Annotated in this window: 13 protein-coding genes and 2 pseudogenes; 13 read left to right on the top strand and 2 right to left on the bottom strand. The window is 37.2% G+C overall.

Features of this window, described 5'->3' with window-relative positions; translation table 11 throughout:
* Positions 1–210: 210 nt before the first annotated feature.
* Positions 211–393, bottom strand: coding sequence for a hypothetical protein (locus tag V192_RS0104180; protein ID WP_025869089.1), 183 nt, complete (start codon positions 391–393; stop codon positions 211–213).
* Complete coding sequence (locus V192_RS21495) at positions 368–505, bottom strand: hypothetical protein (RefSeq protein ID WP_158001090.1); 138 nt, start codon at positions 503–505, stop codon at positions 368–370. The genes V192_RS0104180 and V192_RS21495 overlap by 26 nt, the downstream gene beginning before the upstream one ends.
* A 142-nt stretch (positions 506–647) precedes the next feature.
* Between V192_RS21495 and V192_RS0104175 the strand changes: the two genes are divergently transcribed.
* The 13 genes and pseudogenes from V192_RS0104175 to V192_RS0104120 all read left to right on the top strand — a co-directional run bounded on the left by V192_RS0104175 (position 648) and on the right by V192_RS0104120 (position 15,135).
* Entirely contained in the window at positions 648–1,046 is a 399-nt protein-coding gene (locus V192_RS0104175) for a MerR family transcriptional regulator (protein ID WP_025869088.1), read from the top strand.
* 70 nt (positions 1,047–1,116) lie between these two features.
* Entirely contained in the window at positions 1,117–1,923 is an 807-nt protein-coding gene (locus V192_RS0104170; RefSeq protein ID WP_025869087.1) for a hypothetical protein, read from the top strand.
* Between the two features lie 164 nt (positions 1,924–2,087).
* Positions 2,088–3,071: an aldo/keto reductase gene (locus V192_RS0104165; RefSeq protein WP_025869086.1), complete on the top strand. Its 984-nt coding sequence runs from the start codon at positions 2,088–2,090 to the stop codon at positions 3,069–3,071.
* 36 nt (positions 3,072–3,107) lie between these two features.
* Positions 3,108–3,521: a cupin domain-containing protein gene (locus V192_RS0104160; RefSeq protein WP_025869085.1), complete on the top strand. Its 414-nt coding sequence runs from the start codon at positions 3,108–3,110 to the stop codon at positions 3,519–3,521.
* A gap of 23 nt (positions 3,522–3,544) precedes the next feature.
* A complete protein-coding gene (locus V192_RS0104155; protein ID WP_025869084.1) occupies positions 3,545–3,859 on the top strand; it encodes a carboxymuconolactone decarboxylase family protein in 315 nt (104 codons plus the stop codon).
* Between the two features lie 219 nt (positions 3,860–4,078).
* A complete protein-coding gene (locus V192_RS19250) occupies positions 4,079–4,822 on the top strand; it encodes a zinc-binding alcohol dehydrogenase family protein (RefSeq protein ID WP_338030835.1) in 744 nt (247 codons plus the stop codon).
* Between the two features lie 39 nt (positions 4,823–4,861).
* Entirely contained in the window at positions 4,862–5,104 is a 243-nt protein-coding gene (locus tag V192_RS22700; RefSeq protein ID WP_338030834.1) for a zinc-binding dehydrogenase, read from the top strand.
* Positions 5,105–5,538: 434 nt separating this feature from the next.
* Positions 5,539–6,780: a sugar ABC transporter substrate-binding protein gene (locus tag V192_RS0104145; RefSeq protein WP_025869083.1), complete on the top strand. Its 1,242-nt coding sequence runs from the start codon at positions 5,539–5,541 to the stop codon at positions 6,778–6,780.
* 118 nt (positions 6,781–6,898) lie between these two features.
* A pseudogene (locus V192_RS19245) lies at positions 6,899–7,782 on the top strand (carbohydrate ABC transporter permease).
* Between the two features lie 14 nt (positions 7,783–7,796).
* Positions 7,797–8,627 carry a carbohydrate ABC transporter permease gene (locus tag V192_RS0104135; RefSeq protein WP_025869082.1) on the top strand — a complete coding sequence of 277 codons (831 nt, stop codon included), beginning with the start codon at positions 7,797–7,799 and terminating at the stop codon, positions 8,625–8,627.
* Between the two features lie 56 nt (positions 8,628–8,683).
* Entirely contained in the window at positions 8,684–10,834 is a 2,151-nt protein-coding gene (locus V192_RS0104130) for a glycoside hydrolase family 3 N-terminal domain-containing protein (RefSeq protein WP_025869081.1), read from the top strand.
* A 14-nt stretch (positions 10,835–10,848) separates the two neighbouring features.
* Positions 10,849–14,153, top strand: a pseudogene (locus V192_RS19240) (GH36-type glycosyl hydrolase domain-containing protein).
* A gap of 13 nt (positions 14,154–14,166) precedes the next feature.
* Positions 14,167–15,135, top strand: a complete 969-nt coding sequence (locus tag V192_RS0104120; protein WP_025869080.1) for a LacI family DNA-binding transcriptional regulator — start codon at positions 14,167–14,169, stop codon at positions 15,133–15,135.
* The last annotated feature ends 44 nt before the right edge of the window (positions 15,136–15,179 follow it).

The following is a 15,179-nucleotide window of genomic DNA, read 5'->3' as shown; positions in this document are numbered from 1 at the left end:
CTTATGAAAGAACTACTAATTTTGGTGAATCGATTAAAAAGAGGTCGAGAGATGAGTAGTATAAGCTACTTGTTTCTCACCTCTTATTCACTTTTGTTGTACCAGTTATGTGAAATTGATAAAGCACAGACCGGAAGATAAGTTTTTCACTTTATGCTAAAAAAATTACGCCATCCATCCATCAATCGATTATTCTTTTAAAATAAACCATTAAAAATCAGTCGAAGCAGCCAATTCAGTTTGCTTTTTAAAATCCACCACGCGTTTTGCCAATGTTTGAATCATACTATCTCGTAATTGCGTAGGTTCAATTGCTACACTTTCAATAATTCTTGTTGCCATTCTGACAAGTTCACCAGCGGCTAATTTATTTGCTGGGTCTAACGTAGTCAAAATGGATTATCGTCATATATTCAGGCATCGGTTCAGTGACTTGAGCACTATCATAATGGAATTCTGTGCGAATGTCACCAGATTCAACAAGTGTAACACTAACGTTTGTCATTCCTCCAATGGTTCATTGTGAGGCTAATTTATCTCTTGAAGTGAATTCTAAGTCAGTAAGAAAGTTTGTAAAAGAGAAGAAACTTGTTTTATAATGAAGAAGAAAGAGGCTTATCAAGGATTGCGTAGAGGAGGAACAGGACATGAATATAAAAAGAGTAAGTGAATTAAGTGGGGTTTCTGCAGATACGATCAGATATTATGAACGAATTGGTTTGATTCCACCTGTAAAACGCAGTGCTAATGGGATTCGTAATTTTGATGAAGAAGATTTACGCTGGATCGTTTTTAGCAGACAGATGAGAAATGCTGGCTTATCTATTGAATCGTTAGTGGAATATTTGACACTATTTCAAGTTGGAAATGAAACAGTTCCAGCTCGTAAAGAAATCATTGCTGACCAGATTGCAGAACTGAAAGAAAAAGCATCAGAATTAAATACAGCTATTGAACGGCTAGAGTTTAAATTAGCCAATTATGATGAACATATGATTCCTGTTGAAAACACACTAAGAGATTTTAATATGAATAAGATAATCTGAAAGAGAAATTGAGCCATTATGTTACATGTTATACCGTATTTCTTCAAGCACTACAGAGGGAAAATAAAAATTGTCAGATTTAGATAGTGGAATACCAATGATCAAAACAGATAAACTGATATTTGAAATAGATGGGCTGGTTGTTCCATCTGAAAAAGTGATTGAGTGGGAATACAAACGGTTGATCAAAACGTATAAAGTTTTAAAAAATATTGCAAATATTTCTGATGATTCATCATTTGACGAATGGATGAAGCAAAAAAATGTCGAAGCAATGCAAAACGAAGTGTTAAGAATTAAAATGAATATAGGGCTTGATCAGCTTCGCAATCATTTAAAGAAAAAATCTGCCCTTGGCAATTTTGGCTCTGTTATCGCAACAAAAATCTCACAGGGCAAGCGAAAATATAGTATGACAGAAATTGTTGTGCCAAATAGTGATTTGGAACCTCATGAGGTTATGCAGCGCATTACAGAAATCATGATGAAAAACAATCAAGTTCATTTAGCAATGAATCTTGGATCAAATCCAGATCATTATGTGCTGCAAAGTATTACACCAACCATTCAAGAAGTTGTTGAAGTCACTGGTGGCTCACCATTACCTACACATTTTTTTGCACATTATGGCGATGAAGAAGGGTTACAATCGAAATTGACTCCTGGCTACGAGGTTCAAGCAGCTGGCTCAGCACGCTTGGAAAATGGCACAATTATTGGCGGTGTTCGTCATCAAGTTAAAAAAGAAGAAAATGGGTTTCGTTTTAAAGCGCTAGTTGAATTTCCTAGTATTTTACCAAACTACATGATTCAACAGCATCAATTGCATTTAGCATGTGAATTTGGTCATTGGATTTCTGATATATTAAATGATTAAAAGAATAAATTTCTGAATCATCCTCTACTTCTAAGTATTTAAGAAGGGGAGCATGATTCAGAATTTTTTTTATTTATTGCTTCTAGTCCTTGACTTAGAGTTCACTTTAAGAAGTAAAATGTATGTAGTGGTAAAAAAGTAATTTATAATAGGGAGGAAATAAAATGAACTATGTAAAATTTGGCAATACGGGAATGGAAGTTTCAAGAATCTGTTTAGGTGCAATGGGCTTTGGTGATCCTAATAGTGGCTTTCACGAATGGGTATTGGAAGAGGAAGAAAGCAAAAAGGTGATTAAAAAGGCCTTGGATTTAGGAATCAATTTTTTTGATACAGCCAATGTTTATTCATATGGTGCCAGTGAACGCATTCTTGGTAAAGCGTTAAATGAATATGCGAATCGTGATGAAATCGTTGTTGCAACCAAATTGTTTACTACGATGAAAAAAAATGTTCCCAATAGTGGCGGACTTTCAAGAAAAGAGATTTTCCATCAAATTGATGCTAGTTTAGAACGTTTAGGGATGGATTATGTTGATTTATATATCATTCATCGTTGGGATTACAATACACCGATCGAAGAAACGATGGAAGCTTTGTATGATGTAGTCAAATCTGGAAAAGTCCGTTATATTGGCGCTTCTGCGATGTTTGCCTGGCAATTTGCGAAAGCACAAGCAGTGGCTGAAAAAAATGGTTGGACAAAATTTGTATCGATGCAAAATCATCTGAATTTGCTATACCGTGAGGAAGAAAGAGAAATGCTCCCTTTGTGCGAAGATCAAAAAATTGCCGTTACACCATATAGTCCATTAGCATCTGGTCGCTTGACTCGTGATTGGAGTGCACAAACGAAGCGTTTTGAAACAGATAAAACAGCGAGGTCAAAATATGATACCACGGCTGATCAAGATCGAATCATCGTTGAACGAGTAGCTGAAATCGCTGAAAAACGAGGTGTGGAACGTGTCCAAGTTGCTCTAGCTTGGTTGCTTCAAAAAGGGCCTGTTGTGGCACCTATTATTGGGGCAACAAAAGAAAGTCATTTGATGAATGCAATTCCTGCTCTGGATTTGATTTTAACTGAAGCTGAGGTGCAGTTCTTAGAAGAACCTTATGTTCCCCATGTCATCATTGGTCATAAATAAATTTGTATAAACGAATAAAAAGTGGAGGAATAACGAATGGCAAAATTTGAAGAAGTAAAAAACGGTGTGATTTTTCCTGTAGGAGAAAAAAATGAGGCGTATGCGCAATATTTTATCGGTCAAAGTTATTTAAACAATTTAATTGCAGATCCCAAGGTCAATGTAGGTGTGGGCAATGTTACCTTTGAACCTGGCTGTCGTAATCATTGGCATATTCACCATGATGGATTTCAACTGTTATTAGTAACTGGTGGCGAAGGTTGGTATCAAGAAGAGGGGAAGGCTGCTCAATTTTTAACTGCTGGTGATGTGATCGTCACTCACGATGGCGTGAAGCATTGGCATGGAGCGACAAGCGATAGCTGGTTTGAACATTTAGCGATTACAGCGGGCACGCCTGAATGGTTAGAACCTGTTTCTGATGAATCATATGATCAATTAAAAAAATGAATAAAAGATGGGAGTCCTACCTAATGAAAAAACAAACTGCTGGCAGAGATCAATTAGGTGCTTTTGCACCAAAATTTGCAGAATTAAATGATGACGTGTTATTTGGGGAAGTTTGGTCGAGAGAAGAACAACTTTCACCACGTGATCGTAGCTTGATTACTTGTTCAAGCTTATTAACGCAAGGTGTACCGCAATTAGAAGCTCATATGAAAATGGCCAAACAAAATGGCGTGACAAAAGAAGAAATGGTGGAATTAATCACTCATTTAGCTTTTTATACAGGATGGCCAAAAGCGTGGTCTGCGTTTGCTCTAGCAAAAGAAATTTTCGGTGAATAAAATAACGATCCTATTACTATAATGACGCTTTTACCAAAGAAACAAGATTAATTTGATGTTGACTACTACAAATAAAAAGAAGATGTATTTTGCTTCCACTGCTTTCCCTTTCTCTTCAGATGTACTATTGATTCCTTCCTAATGCACAAAAATGTGCGTTCTTACATAAAGAATATAGGAGGTGTACAATAAGCGAATAAGAAGGAAAGGGATGATTTTATGATTATGATGAAGGCCGTTGGGTTAAAAGAATATTTACCGATAGACGATAGAAATAGTTTTTTAGATTTGGAAATTGAAAAACCTCATGATCTAAAACCAAGAGATCTTTTAGTGGAAGTCAAGGCAGTGTCTGTTAATCCAGTGGACATTGGTGCAAGGAGTCCTAAAGATAGTACTATTAAGGATTATCGTATTTTAGGCTGGGACGCTTCAGGGGTTGTAACAGAGGTGGGAGAAAATTGCTCTTTATTTGAAATTGGTGATGAAGTTTTTTATGCAGGTGCTCTAGAACGTAGCGGAACCAATGCACAATATCATATTGTAGATGAAAGAATTGTCGGAAGAAAACCTAAAAATCTGGATTTTGCTAACGCTGCTGCCTTACCTTTAACCTCTTTAACTGCTTGGGAATCAATGTATGATCGGATGAATATTGATAAATCTAAGGATGCCGGAAAAACAATTTTGATTATCAATGGTGCAGGTGGAGTTGGATCAGTTGCGATACAACTTGCTAAAATGAGTGGCTTAAAGGTTCTCGCAACAGCTTCAAAAGATGAGAGTATCGAATGGATAAAATCACTAGGAGCAGATGAAGTCATTAATCATCATTTTTCTTTATCTGAGCAGTTAGCTGAACTTGGATTATCCGGGACTGACTATATTTTAAATTTATATAGTACAGAAAAAAATTGGGATGAAATGTGCAAGATCATTAATCCAGAAGGACACATTACCTAAATCACCAGACTGAACAAACCAGTAAATTTAGGCGCATTAATGGATAAAAGTGTTTCTTTCCATTGGGAATTGATGTTTACTCGAGAAAAATACGAAACTTCCGATATGGTGAGACAACATGAAATATTAAATGAGATCGCCAACTTAATTGAAACAAATCAATTAACCCCCACTTTAAAAAGAGAATTTTCACCAATCAATGCTGAAAATATGAGAAAGGTACATGCGTTGATTGAATCAGGTAATTCTATTGGAAAAGTTGTGTTATCTGACTTTCAATAAAAAGCGGCCGAGTTAGCAGTATTCAACTCCTTATAATTCTAAAGGCACTATTTCTTTCCTGTTATTTATACCGCTCTCTTTATGATAATTCAAGGAGATAAGAAAATAGAGGATGAGTCTCAAAAAAGCAATTCAGATGTCAGTCAAAAGACTGGATATCTGAGCTGCTTTTTTAAGTTGTGTTATTTTTCTCCTGTATTGATAAGTTGATCAAAGAACTATATTACGCAACATTCCATTTAAATTCTGTTGAATAAACTGTTTTCTTTATTGAATTTTCAGTGAAACGTTTCTACTAGAATTCTTGATGAAGCTTTTATTACTGTTCATAAAATGTCTATAAAGCGAAAGAAAACGCTTGCTTTTTATTTCTCTAGAGAATATAATCATTTTTGTAGAAACGTTTCACTAAATATTATTAAGGGAGTGGAAGTATGAAATCTTGGAAAAAGCTTTGCTTATTAGGTACTACTTTATTTGCAACTGTAGGTGTTATGGCAGCCTGTTCTTCAGGAAATAAAGAAAGCGCTTCAGACGAATTGATATTTTGGTATATGGGTGATGGGGATCAAGGAATCAAGCCGATTGTGGATGAATTTACGAAAGAATCAGGAATCAAAGTCAAGATTCAAAGCATTCCTTGGGCTACTTCAAGAGATAAGTTACTCACAGCAGTTGCTTCTAAAGAAGGCCCTGATGTAGTCCAAATGGGGACAACGTATATGAGCGAATTTGTTGATGCGGGCGCATTGATGGATATAAGCGATGATGTAAAGAAAAGTAATGTGATGAAAGCAGATAACTTCTTTGATGGTTCTGTCGCAACAACTGAATTCAGCGGGCAAACATATGCCGTTCCTTGGTATACAGAAACTCGTGGATTATATTATAGAAAAGATTTACTAGAAAGTGTGGGGTATAAAGAAGCGCCAAAAACATGGGATGAATTAGCTGAGGCAGCTAAAAAGCTAGCGGCACGCGGTGATAATAAATATGGATTTGGAGTGGAGCTGAAAGAGCCGACTTTTGGGTTCATGTTTGCTCGACAAAATGGCTCGGAATTATTTGATAAGAAAGATAGACCGCTTTTTAATCAGCCAGAAATGGTAGATGCTTTAAAATTCTTGGATAAACTAGTTCAAGATGGCTCGGCTCCTAAAACAGATTTAGGTTTGGAAATCGGTCAAAGTTTTGGTGGCGAAGGAGTTGTTCCGATGTTTATCAGTGGTCCATGGATGATCAATAGTATCAAGGATTCCGCTCCTGATATTGACGGAAAATGGGGTGTTGCTGAATTACCCAAGGGACCTGTAAACAATATGTCTGTTACTGGTGGAGCAAACTTGGCTGTATTTAACAGCTCTAAGAAAAAAACTGATGCACTGAAACTGATCGAATACCTTTCAAAACCTGAAAATCAAACAAAATTTTTTGAAAGCACCAACTCACTCCCAACAAACAAGAAATCATGGGACGCTGAGGTTTTCAAAAGTGATCCATTGATTTCAGTATTTGGAAAACAACTAAATGAATCACAACCAATGCCTTTATTAAAGCAATGGGATGAGATTTCACAAAACTTCATGAAGCAATGGGAACAAGTTGTTGTAAGTGGCAAGAATCTTCAAGATGCTATGGATGAACTAAATGAGCAAACAGAGACGCTGATCAAGTAATAGTAATGAGGCGAAGGGAATAAAAACATAGAATAAGTTGTTCATTTTAAATAGGTGTACAACTACTAGAATGCTTGTTTTTATTCCTTTTGGTTATTTATAAGGAGGAAAGAAAAAAATGAAAAAATCAAAGTCACCTTATTTTTTTATAGCTCCAGCTATTGCTTTATTACTTGTTTTTTCGATTATCCCCATTTTTATAGCAGTAACCATTAGTTTTACGGATATGAGTTTGGCTGGTTTAGCTGATTTTTCCCGGATCAATTTTGTCGGTTTGGATAATTATTTGAACATATTTAATGACAAGGTATTCGGTCAAGCAATGTTCAATACTGCTTATTATGTCATTATCGGCGTACCACTGGTGATTATTGCTTCCTTAGCTTTAGCAATTATGATCAATTTTGGAGAAAACAAATTTTTTTCTTTTATGCGTTTAGTATTTTATAGTCCCTCGATCACAAATACAGTGGCAGTATCGGTTGTTTGGATGTACTTATACAATCCAACGATTGGGTTATTAAATCATCTATTATCCTATATAAATGTTGGTCCCATCATGTGGCTAACAGATCCCGGTACATCGAAACTTCGTTGATCATCATAGCTGTTTGGAAAGCGATTGGCTTAAATATGCTGATTTTTTTAGCAGCGATCCAAGGAATCCCCAAAGAATATTATGAAGCGGCAGAAATCGATGGTGCTAACAAATGGCAACAGATTCTAAAAATTACCATTCCATTACTGAAATTTTCGATTTTCTTTGTAACCGTGACAACTTTGATTGGCTGGTTCCAATTCTTTGATGAACCATTCGTCATGACCAAAGGTGGTCCGCTTGATAGTACCTTATCAGTCGCATTATTCATTTATCAAAGAGGGTTTCAATATAATAAATTTGGTTATGCAGCTGCGGGTTCAGTGATTTTATTTATTGCGATCATTATCGTGACAGGCATTCAAATGAAAATTCAAACAAAGCAAAAAGAAAATGAAGGATAAAAGGAGGGAACGATATGCAGTCACATAAAAATGCTCAAATGAGTTTCAAGCTTTTTATAGGTATCCTCTTAGGCGTTCTGGGTGTTATGACCTTTTTCCCGTTTTTGTGGATGATCTTTTCTTCATTTAAAACCAATGCAGAAATCAACCAGATCGTTCCTAGTCTATTACCAAAGGCAGCGACATTCGATAATTTTAAAGAACTATTTATCAGATTAAACTTTGGGACCTATCTTAAAAATACGTTGATTATTACGGCTTGTTCGTTTGTAGGGCTTTTATTGAATGCTATGGCAGGTTATGGTTTTGCCAAGTTTGATTTTAAAGGCAAAAACTGGCTTTTCATGATGGTTTTAGCAACTATGATGATTCCAGGACAAGTGACAATGATTCCAGTTTATCTCCTGTTGAATTCAGTGGGTCTTACCAATACGTTGATAGGCATTGTTTTACCCGGGTTAGCAGGCGCTTTTGGGATCTTTTTATTTCGACAATTTATGAATACTATTTCAAATGAAATGCTTGAAGCCGCACGACTAGACGGTGCGAGTGAATGGTATATCTTCTTTAAAATCATTTTACCTGTAAGTCGTCCTATTTTAGCGGTTCAGGGTATTTTGACCTTTATTGGTGGATGGAATTCATTCTTATGGCCGTTGATCATCGCTAATGATGAAAAATATTATACTCTATCTGTTGGGCTACAGCTGCTACAAGGCCAACATGGGACAAACTATGCGTTACAGATGGCGGGTGCAACTTTTATGGTTATTCCAATTTTGATCGTGTTCTCGATTTTTCAAAAATATATTTTACAAGGGTTCAATGTTTCAGGAATTAAATAACAATTCAAGTTAAAACTACGAGTATCTTCCAAATAAAAAGGAAAAGGTGAATAAATATGGAGCAAAAGCAACTGATTGAATTATTGACGCAAATGACATTAGATGAAAAAGTAGGACAACTCTTGCAATTAGCAGCAGAATTCTATTCTGAAAAAGCAGAAGAAAAAACAGGACCCATGACCAATCTTGGTTTAACCCACGATGACATCAACAATGCTGGAACAACACTCGGCATTTCAGGAGCAAAAGAAGCGATTCGGGTACAAAAAGCTTATATGGAGAACAATCGGCTAGGGATTCCTACGATTCTGATGGCTGATATTATTCATGGATTTCGTACGATCTTTCCAATTCCCCTTGGTTTAGGCAGTTCGTGGGATTTAGAGGCAGCTAAAAAAGTGGCGGAAGTCTCAGCAAAAGAAGCAGCAGTGTCTGGTTTACATGTGACGTTTTCACCGATGGTTGATTTGGTTCGTGACCCTCGCTGGGGACGTGTCATGGAATCAACGGGTGAAGATCCTTTTTTAAATAGTCGCTTTGCAGAAGCGTTTGTTAAAGGCTATCAAGGAGAAGATTTAACAAATGATTTCTTTCGTGTGGCGGCTTGTGTCAAGCATTTTGCGGCATATGGTGCAGCGATCGGTGGGCGTGACTACAACACTGTAAATATGTCGGAAAGACAACTAAGGGAGAGTTACCTACCTAGTTATCAAGCGGCTCTTGATGCAGGGGCTAAATTAGTCATGACATCCTTTAATACAGTTGACGGAGTTCCTGCAACAGGAAATAAATGGCTATTTAGAGAGGTATTACGAAAAGAATTTGGTTTTGACGGTGTTGTTATTTCTGATTGGGGAGCTGTGATCGAGCTGATTCCTCATGGTGTAGCCCAAGACAAAAAACAAGCGGCCCAACTTGCGATTGAAGCAGGTGTTGATATTGAAATGATGACGACATGTTTTACAGAAAATTTGAAAGAACTGATAGAAGAAAATAGTGTAGACGAGTCACTATTGGATGAAGCTGTTTTACGTATCTTGACATTGAAAAATGACCTAGGATTGTTTGAAAATCCTCATCGGGGAGCAGATGTTGCTTTAGAAAAAGAAGTTGTCCTATCAAAAGAGCATCGTGCAGCAGCTAGAGAAGTTGCTAGAAAATCGATCGTTTTGCTGAAAAATGAAAATAGTTTACCGTTATCTAAGCAAGAGAAAGTGGCGATTGTGGGACCTGCAGCAGCTTCAAATGATGTCTTAGGCGTTTGGTCTTGGCAAGGGGAAAAAGCAGAAGCGGTTTCTCTGATACAAGGTGTTGCTCAGCTTGGCGGAGATTATGTGATTGGAAAAGAAGCGTTTGATTATTTTGAACCCAGTCAAGCAGCGATTGACGAAGCAGTTTCTCTTGCTAAAAAGGCAGATAAAGTCGTCTTAGCTCTTGGTGAAGAAGACTGGATGAGTGGTGAAGCCTCAAGTCGTAGTGATATTCGCTTACCTCAAGCTCAATTGGATTTATTCAAAGAGATACAAGCTGTAAATGATAATCTCATCGTGACGCTTTACAATGGCCGACCGTTAGATCTTCAAGGGATCGATTCTGCAAAAGCGATCGTAGAGGCTTGGTTTCCAGGAACCGAAGGCGGCGCAGCCTTAGCAGATATTTTATATGGTGAATACAATCCGAGTGGGCGTTTAAGTATGTCATTTCCTGAAACGGTAGGACAAGTGCCAGTGTATTACAATTACGATAACACAGGTAGACCGTATAAACCTGGCTCACAAGAGAAATATGAAACAAAATATTTGGATGTTTCCAATTTTGCAAAATATCCCTTTGGTTTTGGTTTAAGCTACAGTACATTTGTTTATTCTGATTTGCAGCTAGATGCTAGCGAGTTAACCTTGAATGAAGCCATTACAGCGACCGTTACAATTGAAAATCAGTCGGACATCGCTGGTGAAGAAACGGTTCAATTATACATTCGAGACCAAATCGGTGAAGTTGTTCGCCCGGTAAAAGAATTAAAAGGATTTGAAAAAGTATTAATTCCTGCACGTGGTAAAAAGACCGTCCAGTTTAAAATTACCGAGGAATTGTTACGTTATGTTCATAGCAATCAACAAAATACCAGTGATGCTGGAATGTTTGATGTAATGATCGGATCAAGTAGTAAAGATGTATTAACAAAAACATTCAAATTATTAAAGTAGATGGGAAGAGAAATATGACGCATAATAAGCAATTATTTAAGCATAACGGAACAACGGTCTCCTTTTTAGAAAATGGCGACCTTTACGAAATCCTGCATGAAAATATAATGATCAATCAACTAAATGGAAATGCGTTAGATGGTAGTTTAAATCAGCTTTATTTAAGAGTTCACGATGAAAATGGCATTCAGTCGGTACCGATGATTGGTTCTAATGCAACTAGTCAACTTTATATCGGCAAAGAGCAAATATCTTGGCAAGGAAATTTTTTAGACGTGACCTATCGAGTTGATTTTCAAGTAGCAGAATCAGGCATTTGGTTTTGGCAAGTGGAATTAGCAGGAACTGGGCAAAAAGTCGATGTCATCTACGGTCAAGATATCGGTAATGCAACAACCGGGGCTGTTCGTTCAAACGAAGCCTATATGTCACAATATGTGGATCATCATGTAACAAAAGAGAATGGAAGTATTGTTATTTCGTCTAGACAAAACCAACCGCAAGAGGGCAATTTCCCGGTTGTTGAGCAAGGTAGTTTAAATCCAATCGTCAGTTTTTCGACAGATGGCTATCAATTTTTTGGACGTGATTACAAAGAAACAAACCAAGTGAAGGCTCTGAGTCAAGCTTTTTTAGCAAATGAAGTTTACCAATATGAGTTTGCTTATATTGCTTTGCAAACAGAAAAATATAACGTAACAGAACAAGAAACAACCATAGTTTTTTATGGCGCTCCGCTAAAAAATCAAGAAGCAGTGATCAAACAGCCTTTGGTTTTGAGGGAAGATATCAAAAAAAGTTATGAGAGCTTAAAAAAAGAAGTAATTGATGGAAAAGGAACTTGCATTGAAAAAAAAGTAGGTACACCAATTACAGGAGACACATTTACTGAAGAAGAATTAGTTGAGCTGTTTCCGTATCAACATTTAGTTGAGCGAATCGATGGTAAGGTTGCTTCGTTTTTTACTCAGGATTATCATCATGTTGTCTTGAAAGAAAAAGAAGTTGCGATGGAAAGAGCGCATGGACATATTCTTTTAAGTGGAACAGAATTAAGCGTGGAACAGCCCATACTGAGTACAACAGTTTATATGTACGGTCTGTTCAATTCTCAAATCGTCTTGGGAAATACATCGATGAACAAATTAATGAGTAATAGCCGTAATTCTTTAAATATCTTGAAGCAATCAGGGCAAAGAATCTATATTAAAGAAGGTGGAAATTGGCGTATACTAACGATGCCCTCTGCCTTTGAGATGGGATTGAACAATGCTGCATGGTATTATAAATTAGAGGATGATATAATCATAGTGAAAACTTTTACTTTGTGTGATACACGAGAAGTTCGCACAGAAGTAACGAGTCTCAAGGGCATAAAACGTACTTTTGCTGTAACGAATCAGCTAGTAATGAATGCAGATGAGCAAGAACCTGCATACGAAGTAACGAAAACAAGCCAGTTGGTTACGGTGAAAGCGTCAACTGATTCTGTGATTCATGAAAATTATCCAGATTTGACGTATTATTTTGCAATTGATCAGCCTTTTGAATTGACGGACGAACGATTGTTTTTATCTAGTCAATCAGAAGGTGTTCTAACGACATTTGTTATTGAAGCAAGCCAAGGATTTTCGATGCAGATTCAAGGCAACATCACTGGCTCGCCGTTTCAAGTAATAAGAACAACTCAAGAACAGGAAAATGTTCAGTATCTGGCCTTTGTTAATGGACTGTTGAATAACTTTCAACTCTCCCACAAAACAGAAGCCGTAGAATCAATGAATGTTTTATCTCGATGGTATACACATAATATGCTGGTGCACTATCTTTCACCACACGGATTGGAACAATACGGCGGTGCTGCTTGGGGAACTAGAGATGTGTCCCAAGGACCTACAGAGTATTTCTTTGCAGTCAATCGACCAGAAGTTGTGGGCTCGATCATCAAAAATGTGTATGCTAATCAATTTGAAGATGATGGAAATTGGCCGCAGTGGTTCATGTTCGATCGCTATGAAAAGCAAAAAGCAGATGAGAGCCATGGCGATATCATAGTCTGGCCGATGAAAATTATAGCTGATTATTTGGCTAAAACAAAAGATTTTGAGATTTTAAAAGAAAAAGTTCCGTATACTGACCGCATAACTTTCACAAAAACAACTGAAGCGTATCCATTACTTGAACATGTAAAAAAAGAAATTCAGTTCATTGAAGATCATTCTTACAAGGAACCTATTTATCTTGTTATAGCGATGGGGATTGGGATGATACGCTACAGCCGTATGACAACAAACTGAAAAAGTATATGGCAAGTAGCTGGACTGTGGCATTAACCTATCAAGTAGTTGAAAAACTATCTGGTTTGCTTGTAGAAATCGATAGTGTCTATGGTGAGCATTTACAGGAACTAGCTGCAAACATTAAAGCAGATTTTGAAAAATACATGTTATCAACAGAAACGATTCCAGGGTTTGTTTACATGGAAGATACCGAGCATGTTGAATTAATGATTCACCCAACCGACAAAAAGACAGGAATCCAGTATCGTCTACTGCCTATGACTCGTAGTATAATTGCTGAATTGTTAACGATTGAGCAAGTTGAGCACCATTATGGTATTATAAAAGAATATTTAGAATTTCCAGATGGTGTTCGTCTGATGAATCATCCGGCGACTTATCGAGGCGGTGTAAGCACAAACTTTAAACGAGCGGAACAAGCAGCGAATTTTGGTCGGGAAATTGGTTTACAATATGTGCATGCCCACATTCGTTATACTGAGGCAATGGCTAAGCTAGGGCATGTTGAGGAAACTTGGCAAGCATTAAACAGAATCAACCCGATTCAAATCAAGACACATGTCAAAAATGCTGAAATACGCCAAGCAAATGCTTACTTTAGTAGCTCTGACGGCGATTTCAAAACCAGATATGATGCGCAGGAACAGTTTAGCCAACTAAAAGAGGGGCGTGTTGGTGTGAAAGGCGGTTGGCGGATTTATTCCAGTGGACCAGGTATTTACATGAATCAACTGCTGTCGAATGTTTTAGGGATCAGAGAAGATAAAGAGCAACTGGTGCTTGATCCAGTATTGCCAATTGAACTAGACGGATTAGAGATGATTTATCAAATAGCAGGTAAAGAAGTAACGATCATTTTTCATTTGGGTGATCCAAAAGAAATGATCTTAGTGAATGGTAAAGAACTAGCCGCAACGCGAGAACGCAATCCATATCGTCAAGGTGGATTAATTGTTTCTATAGATAAATTGAGAACGCATTTAAATCAAAAAGAAAACCAACTAGATATTTTTTGTTAGGAGATGAGCGTACATGGTAGGAATCAAGGAAATTGCAAAAAAAGCAGGGGTTTCAATTTCAACTGTTTCTTATGCACTAAACGGTAGTCCAAAAGTCACTGAAGCAACTAGAGCAAGAATTCAAGCGATTGCAGATGAATTGGATTATGTTCCTAACATGGCTGCTCGTACGCTGAAAAGGCAACAAACGAATATTATTGGAGTGTACCTTGCTGATTATGGTGGTAGTTTTTATGGTGAATTACTTGATGGGATCAAAAAAGGGTTGGAAGCTCATGACTTTGAAATGATTGTCTGCAGTGGCAATAAATCGCATCTATTTATTCCCGAACGGATGATCGATGGGGCAATTGTACTGGATTGGACCTTTAAAAATCAAGAAATTGAGCAATTTGCGGATCGCGGTCATTTTCTTGTGATATTAGACCGAGTAATCACCCATCAAAACGTCCGCAAGGTTTTGTTAGATAATAAAGGAGGGGCCACGTTAGCGATTGAGAAGGCAGTAGCTAGTCAAACAAAAAAAATATTTATCGTTTCAGGCCCTAAAAAAAGTTATGACGGACAAGAGCGCTTAGAGGCAAGCATCAAGGAATTGGCGCGCTTCGGTGTTGAGTATCAGATCGTCTCAGGAGATTTTACTGAGCCGTCAGGCTATCGAGCAGCGAAACAAATTATGGAGAAACAACCAGAATTGCCAGTCGATATTTTTGCATTGAATGATGAGATGGCGATCGGTATCTATAAATATGCGAAAGAAGCCAATTATAAAATAGGTCGGGATATTCGTTTGATTGGTTTCGATAATATTGATATTAGCGCTTTTGTACAGCCACGCTTAGCCACGATTTCTTATTCTAAACACCGTTGGGGGATGTTGGCTGCTGAAAAAATTATTCAGTTGATTGCTGGAGAACAAACCGAAGATGAACATATTTATACCAGTTTTATTGAGGGTGACTCGTTTTCTAAAAGGACTTAAAGCTTGCAACTAATACATTCTAAAATGATGTTCATTTCCGAAAG

Origin of the sequence: Enterococcus crotali (assembly GCF_000633635.1) — a bacterium.
Classification (GTDB): Bacteria; Bacillota; Bacilli; order Lactobacillales; family Enterococcaceae; genus Enterococcus_L; species Enterococcus_L crotali.
The sequence above is the reverse complement of the archived record's forward strand: the minus strand, read 5'-3'. Positions and strand labels throughout refer to the sequence as shown.

Coding starts and splice junctions, on each gene's coding strand:
- V192_RS21495 (WP_158001090.1), bottom strand. CDS start 505: ATGACAAACGTTAGTGTTACACTTGTTGAATCTGGTGACATTCGCACA.
- V192_RS0104175 (WP_025869088.1), top strand. CDS start 648: ATGAATATAAAAAGAGTAAGTGAATTAAGTGGGGTTTCTGCAGATACG.
- V192_RS0104165 (WP_025869086.1), top strand. CDS start 2,088: ATGAACTATGTAAAATTTGGCAATACGGGAATGGAAGTTTCAAGAATC.
- V192_RS0104160 (WP_025869085.1), top strand. CDS start 3,108: ATGGCAAAATTTGAAGAAGTAAAAAACGGTGTGATTTTTCCTGTAGGA.
- V192_RS0104155 (WP_025869084.1), top strand. CDS start 3,545: ATGAAAAAACAAACTGCTGGCAGAGATCAATTAGGTGCTTTTGCACCA.
- V192_RS19250 (WP_338030835.1), top strand. CDS start 4,079: ATGATTATGATGAAGGCCGTTGGGTTAAAAGAATATTTACCGATAGAC.
- V192_RS22700 (WP_338030834.1), top strand. CDS start 4,862: ATGGATAAAAGTGTTTCTTTCCATTGGGAATTGATGTTTACTCGAGAA.
- V192_RS0104145 (WP_025869083.1), top strand. CDS start 5,539: ATGAAATCTTGGAAAAAGCTTTGCTTATTAGGTACTACTTTATTTGCA.
- V192_RS0104135 (WP_025869082.1), top strand. CDS start 7,797: ATGCAGTCACATAAAAATGCTCAAATGAGTTTCAAGCTTTTTATAGGT.
- V192_RS0104130 (WP_025869081.1), top strand. CDS start 8,684: ATGGAGCAAAAGCAACTGATTGAATTATTGACGCAAATGACATTAGAT.
- V192_RS0104120 (WP_025869080.1), top strand. CDS start 14,167: ATGGTAGGAATCAAGGAAATTGCAAAAAAAGCAGGGGTTTCAATTTCA.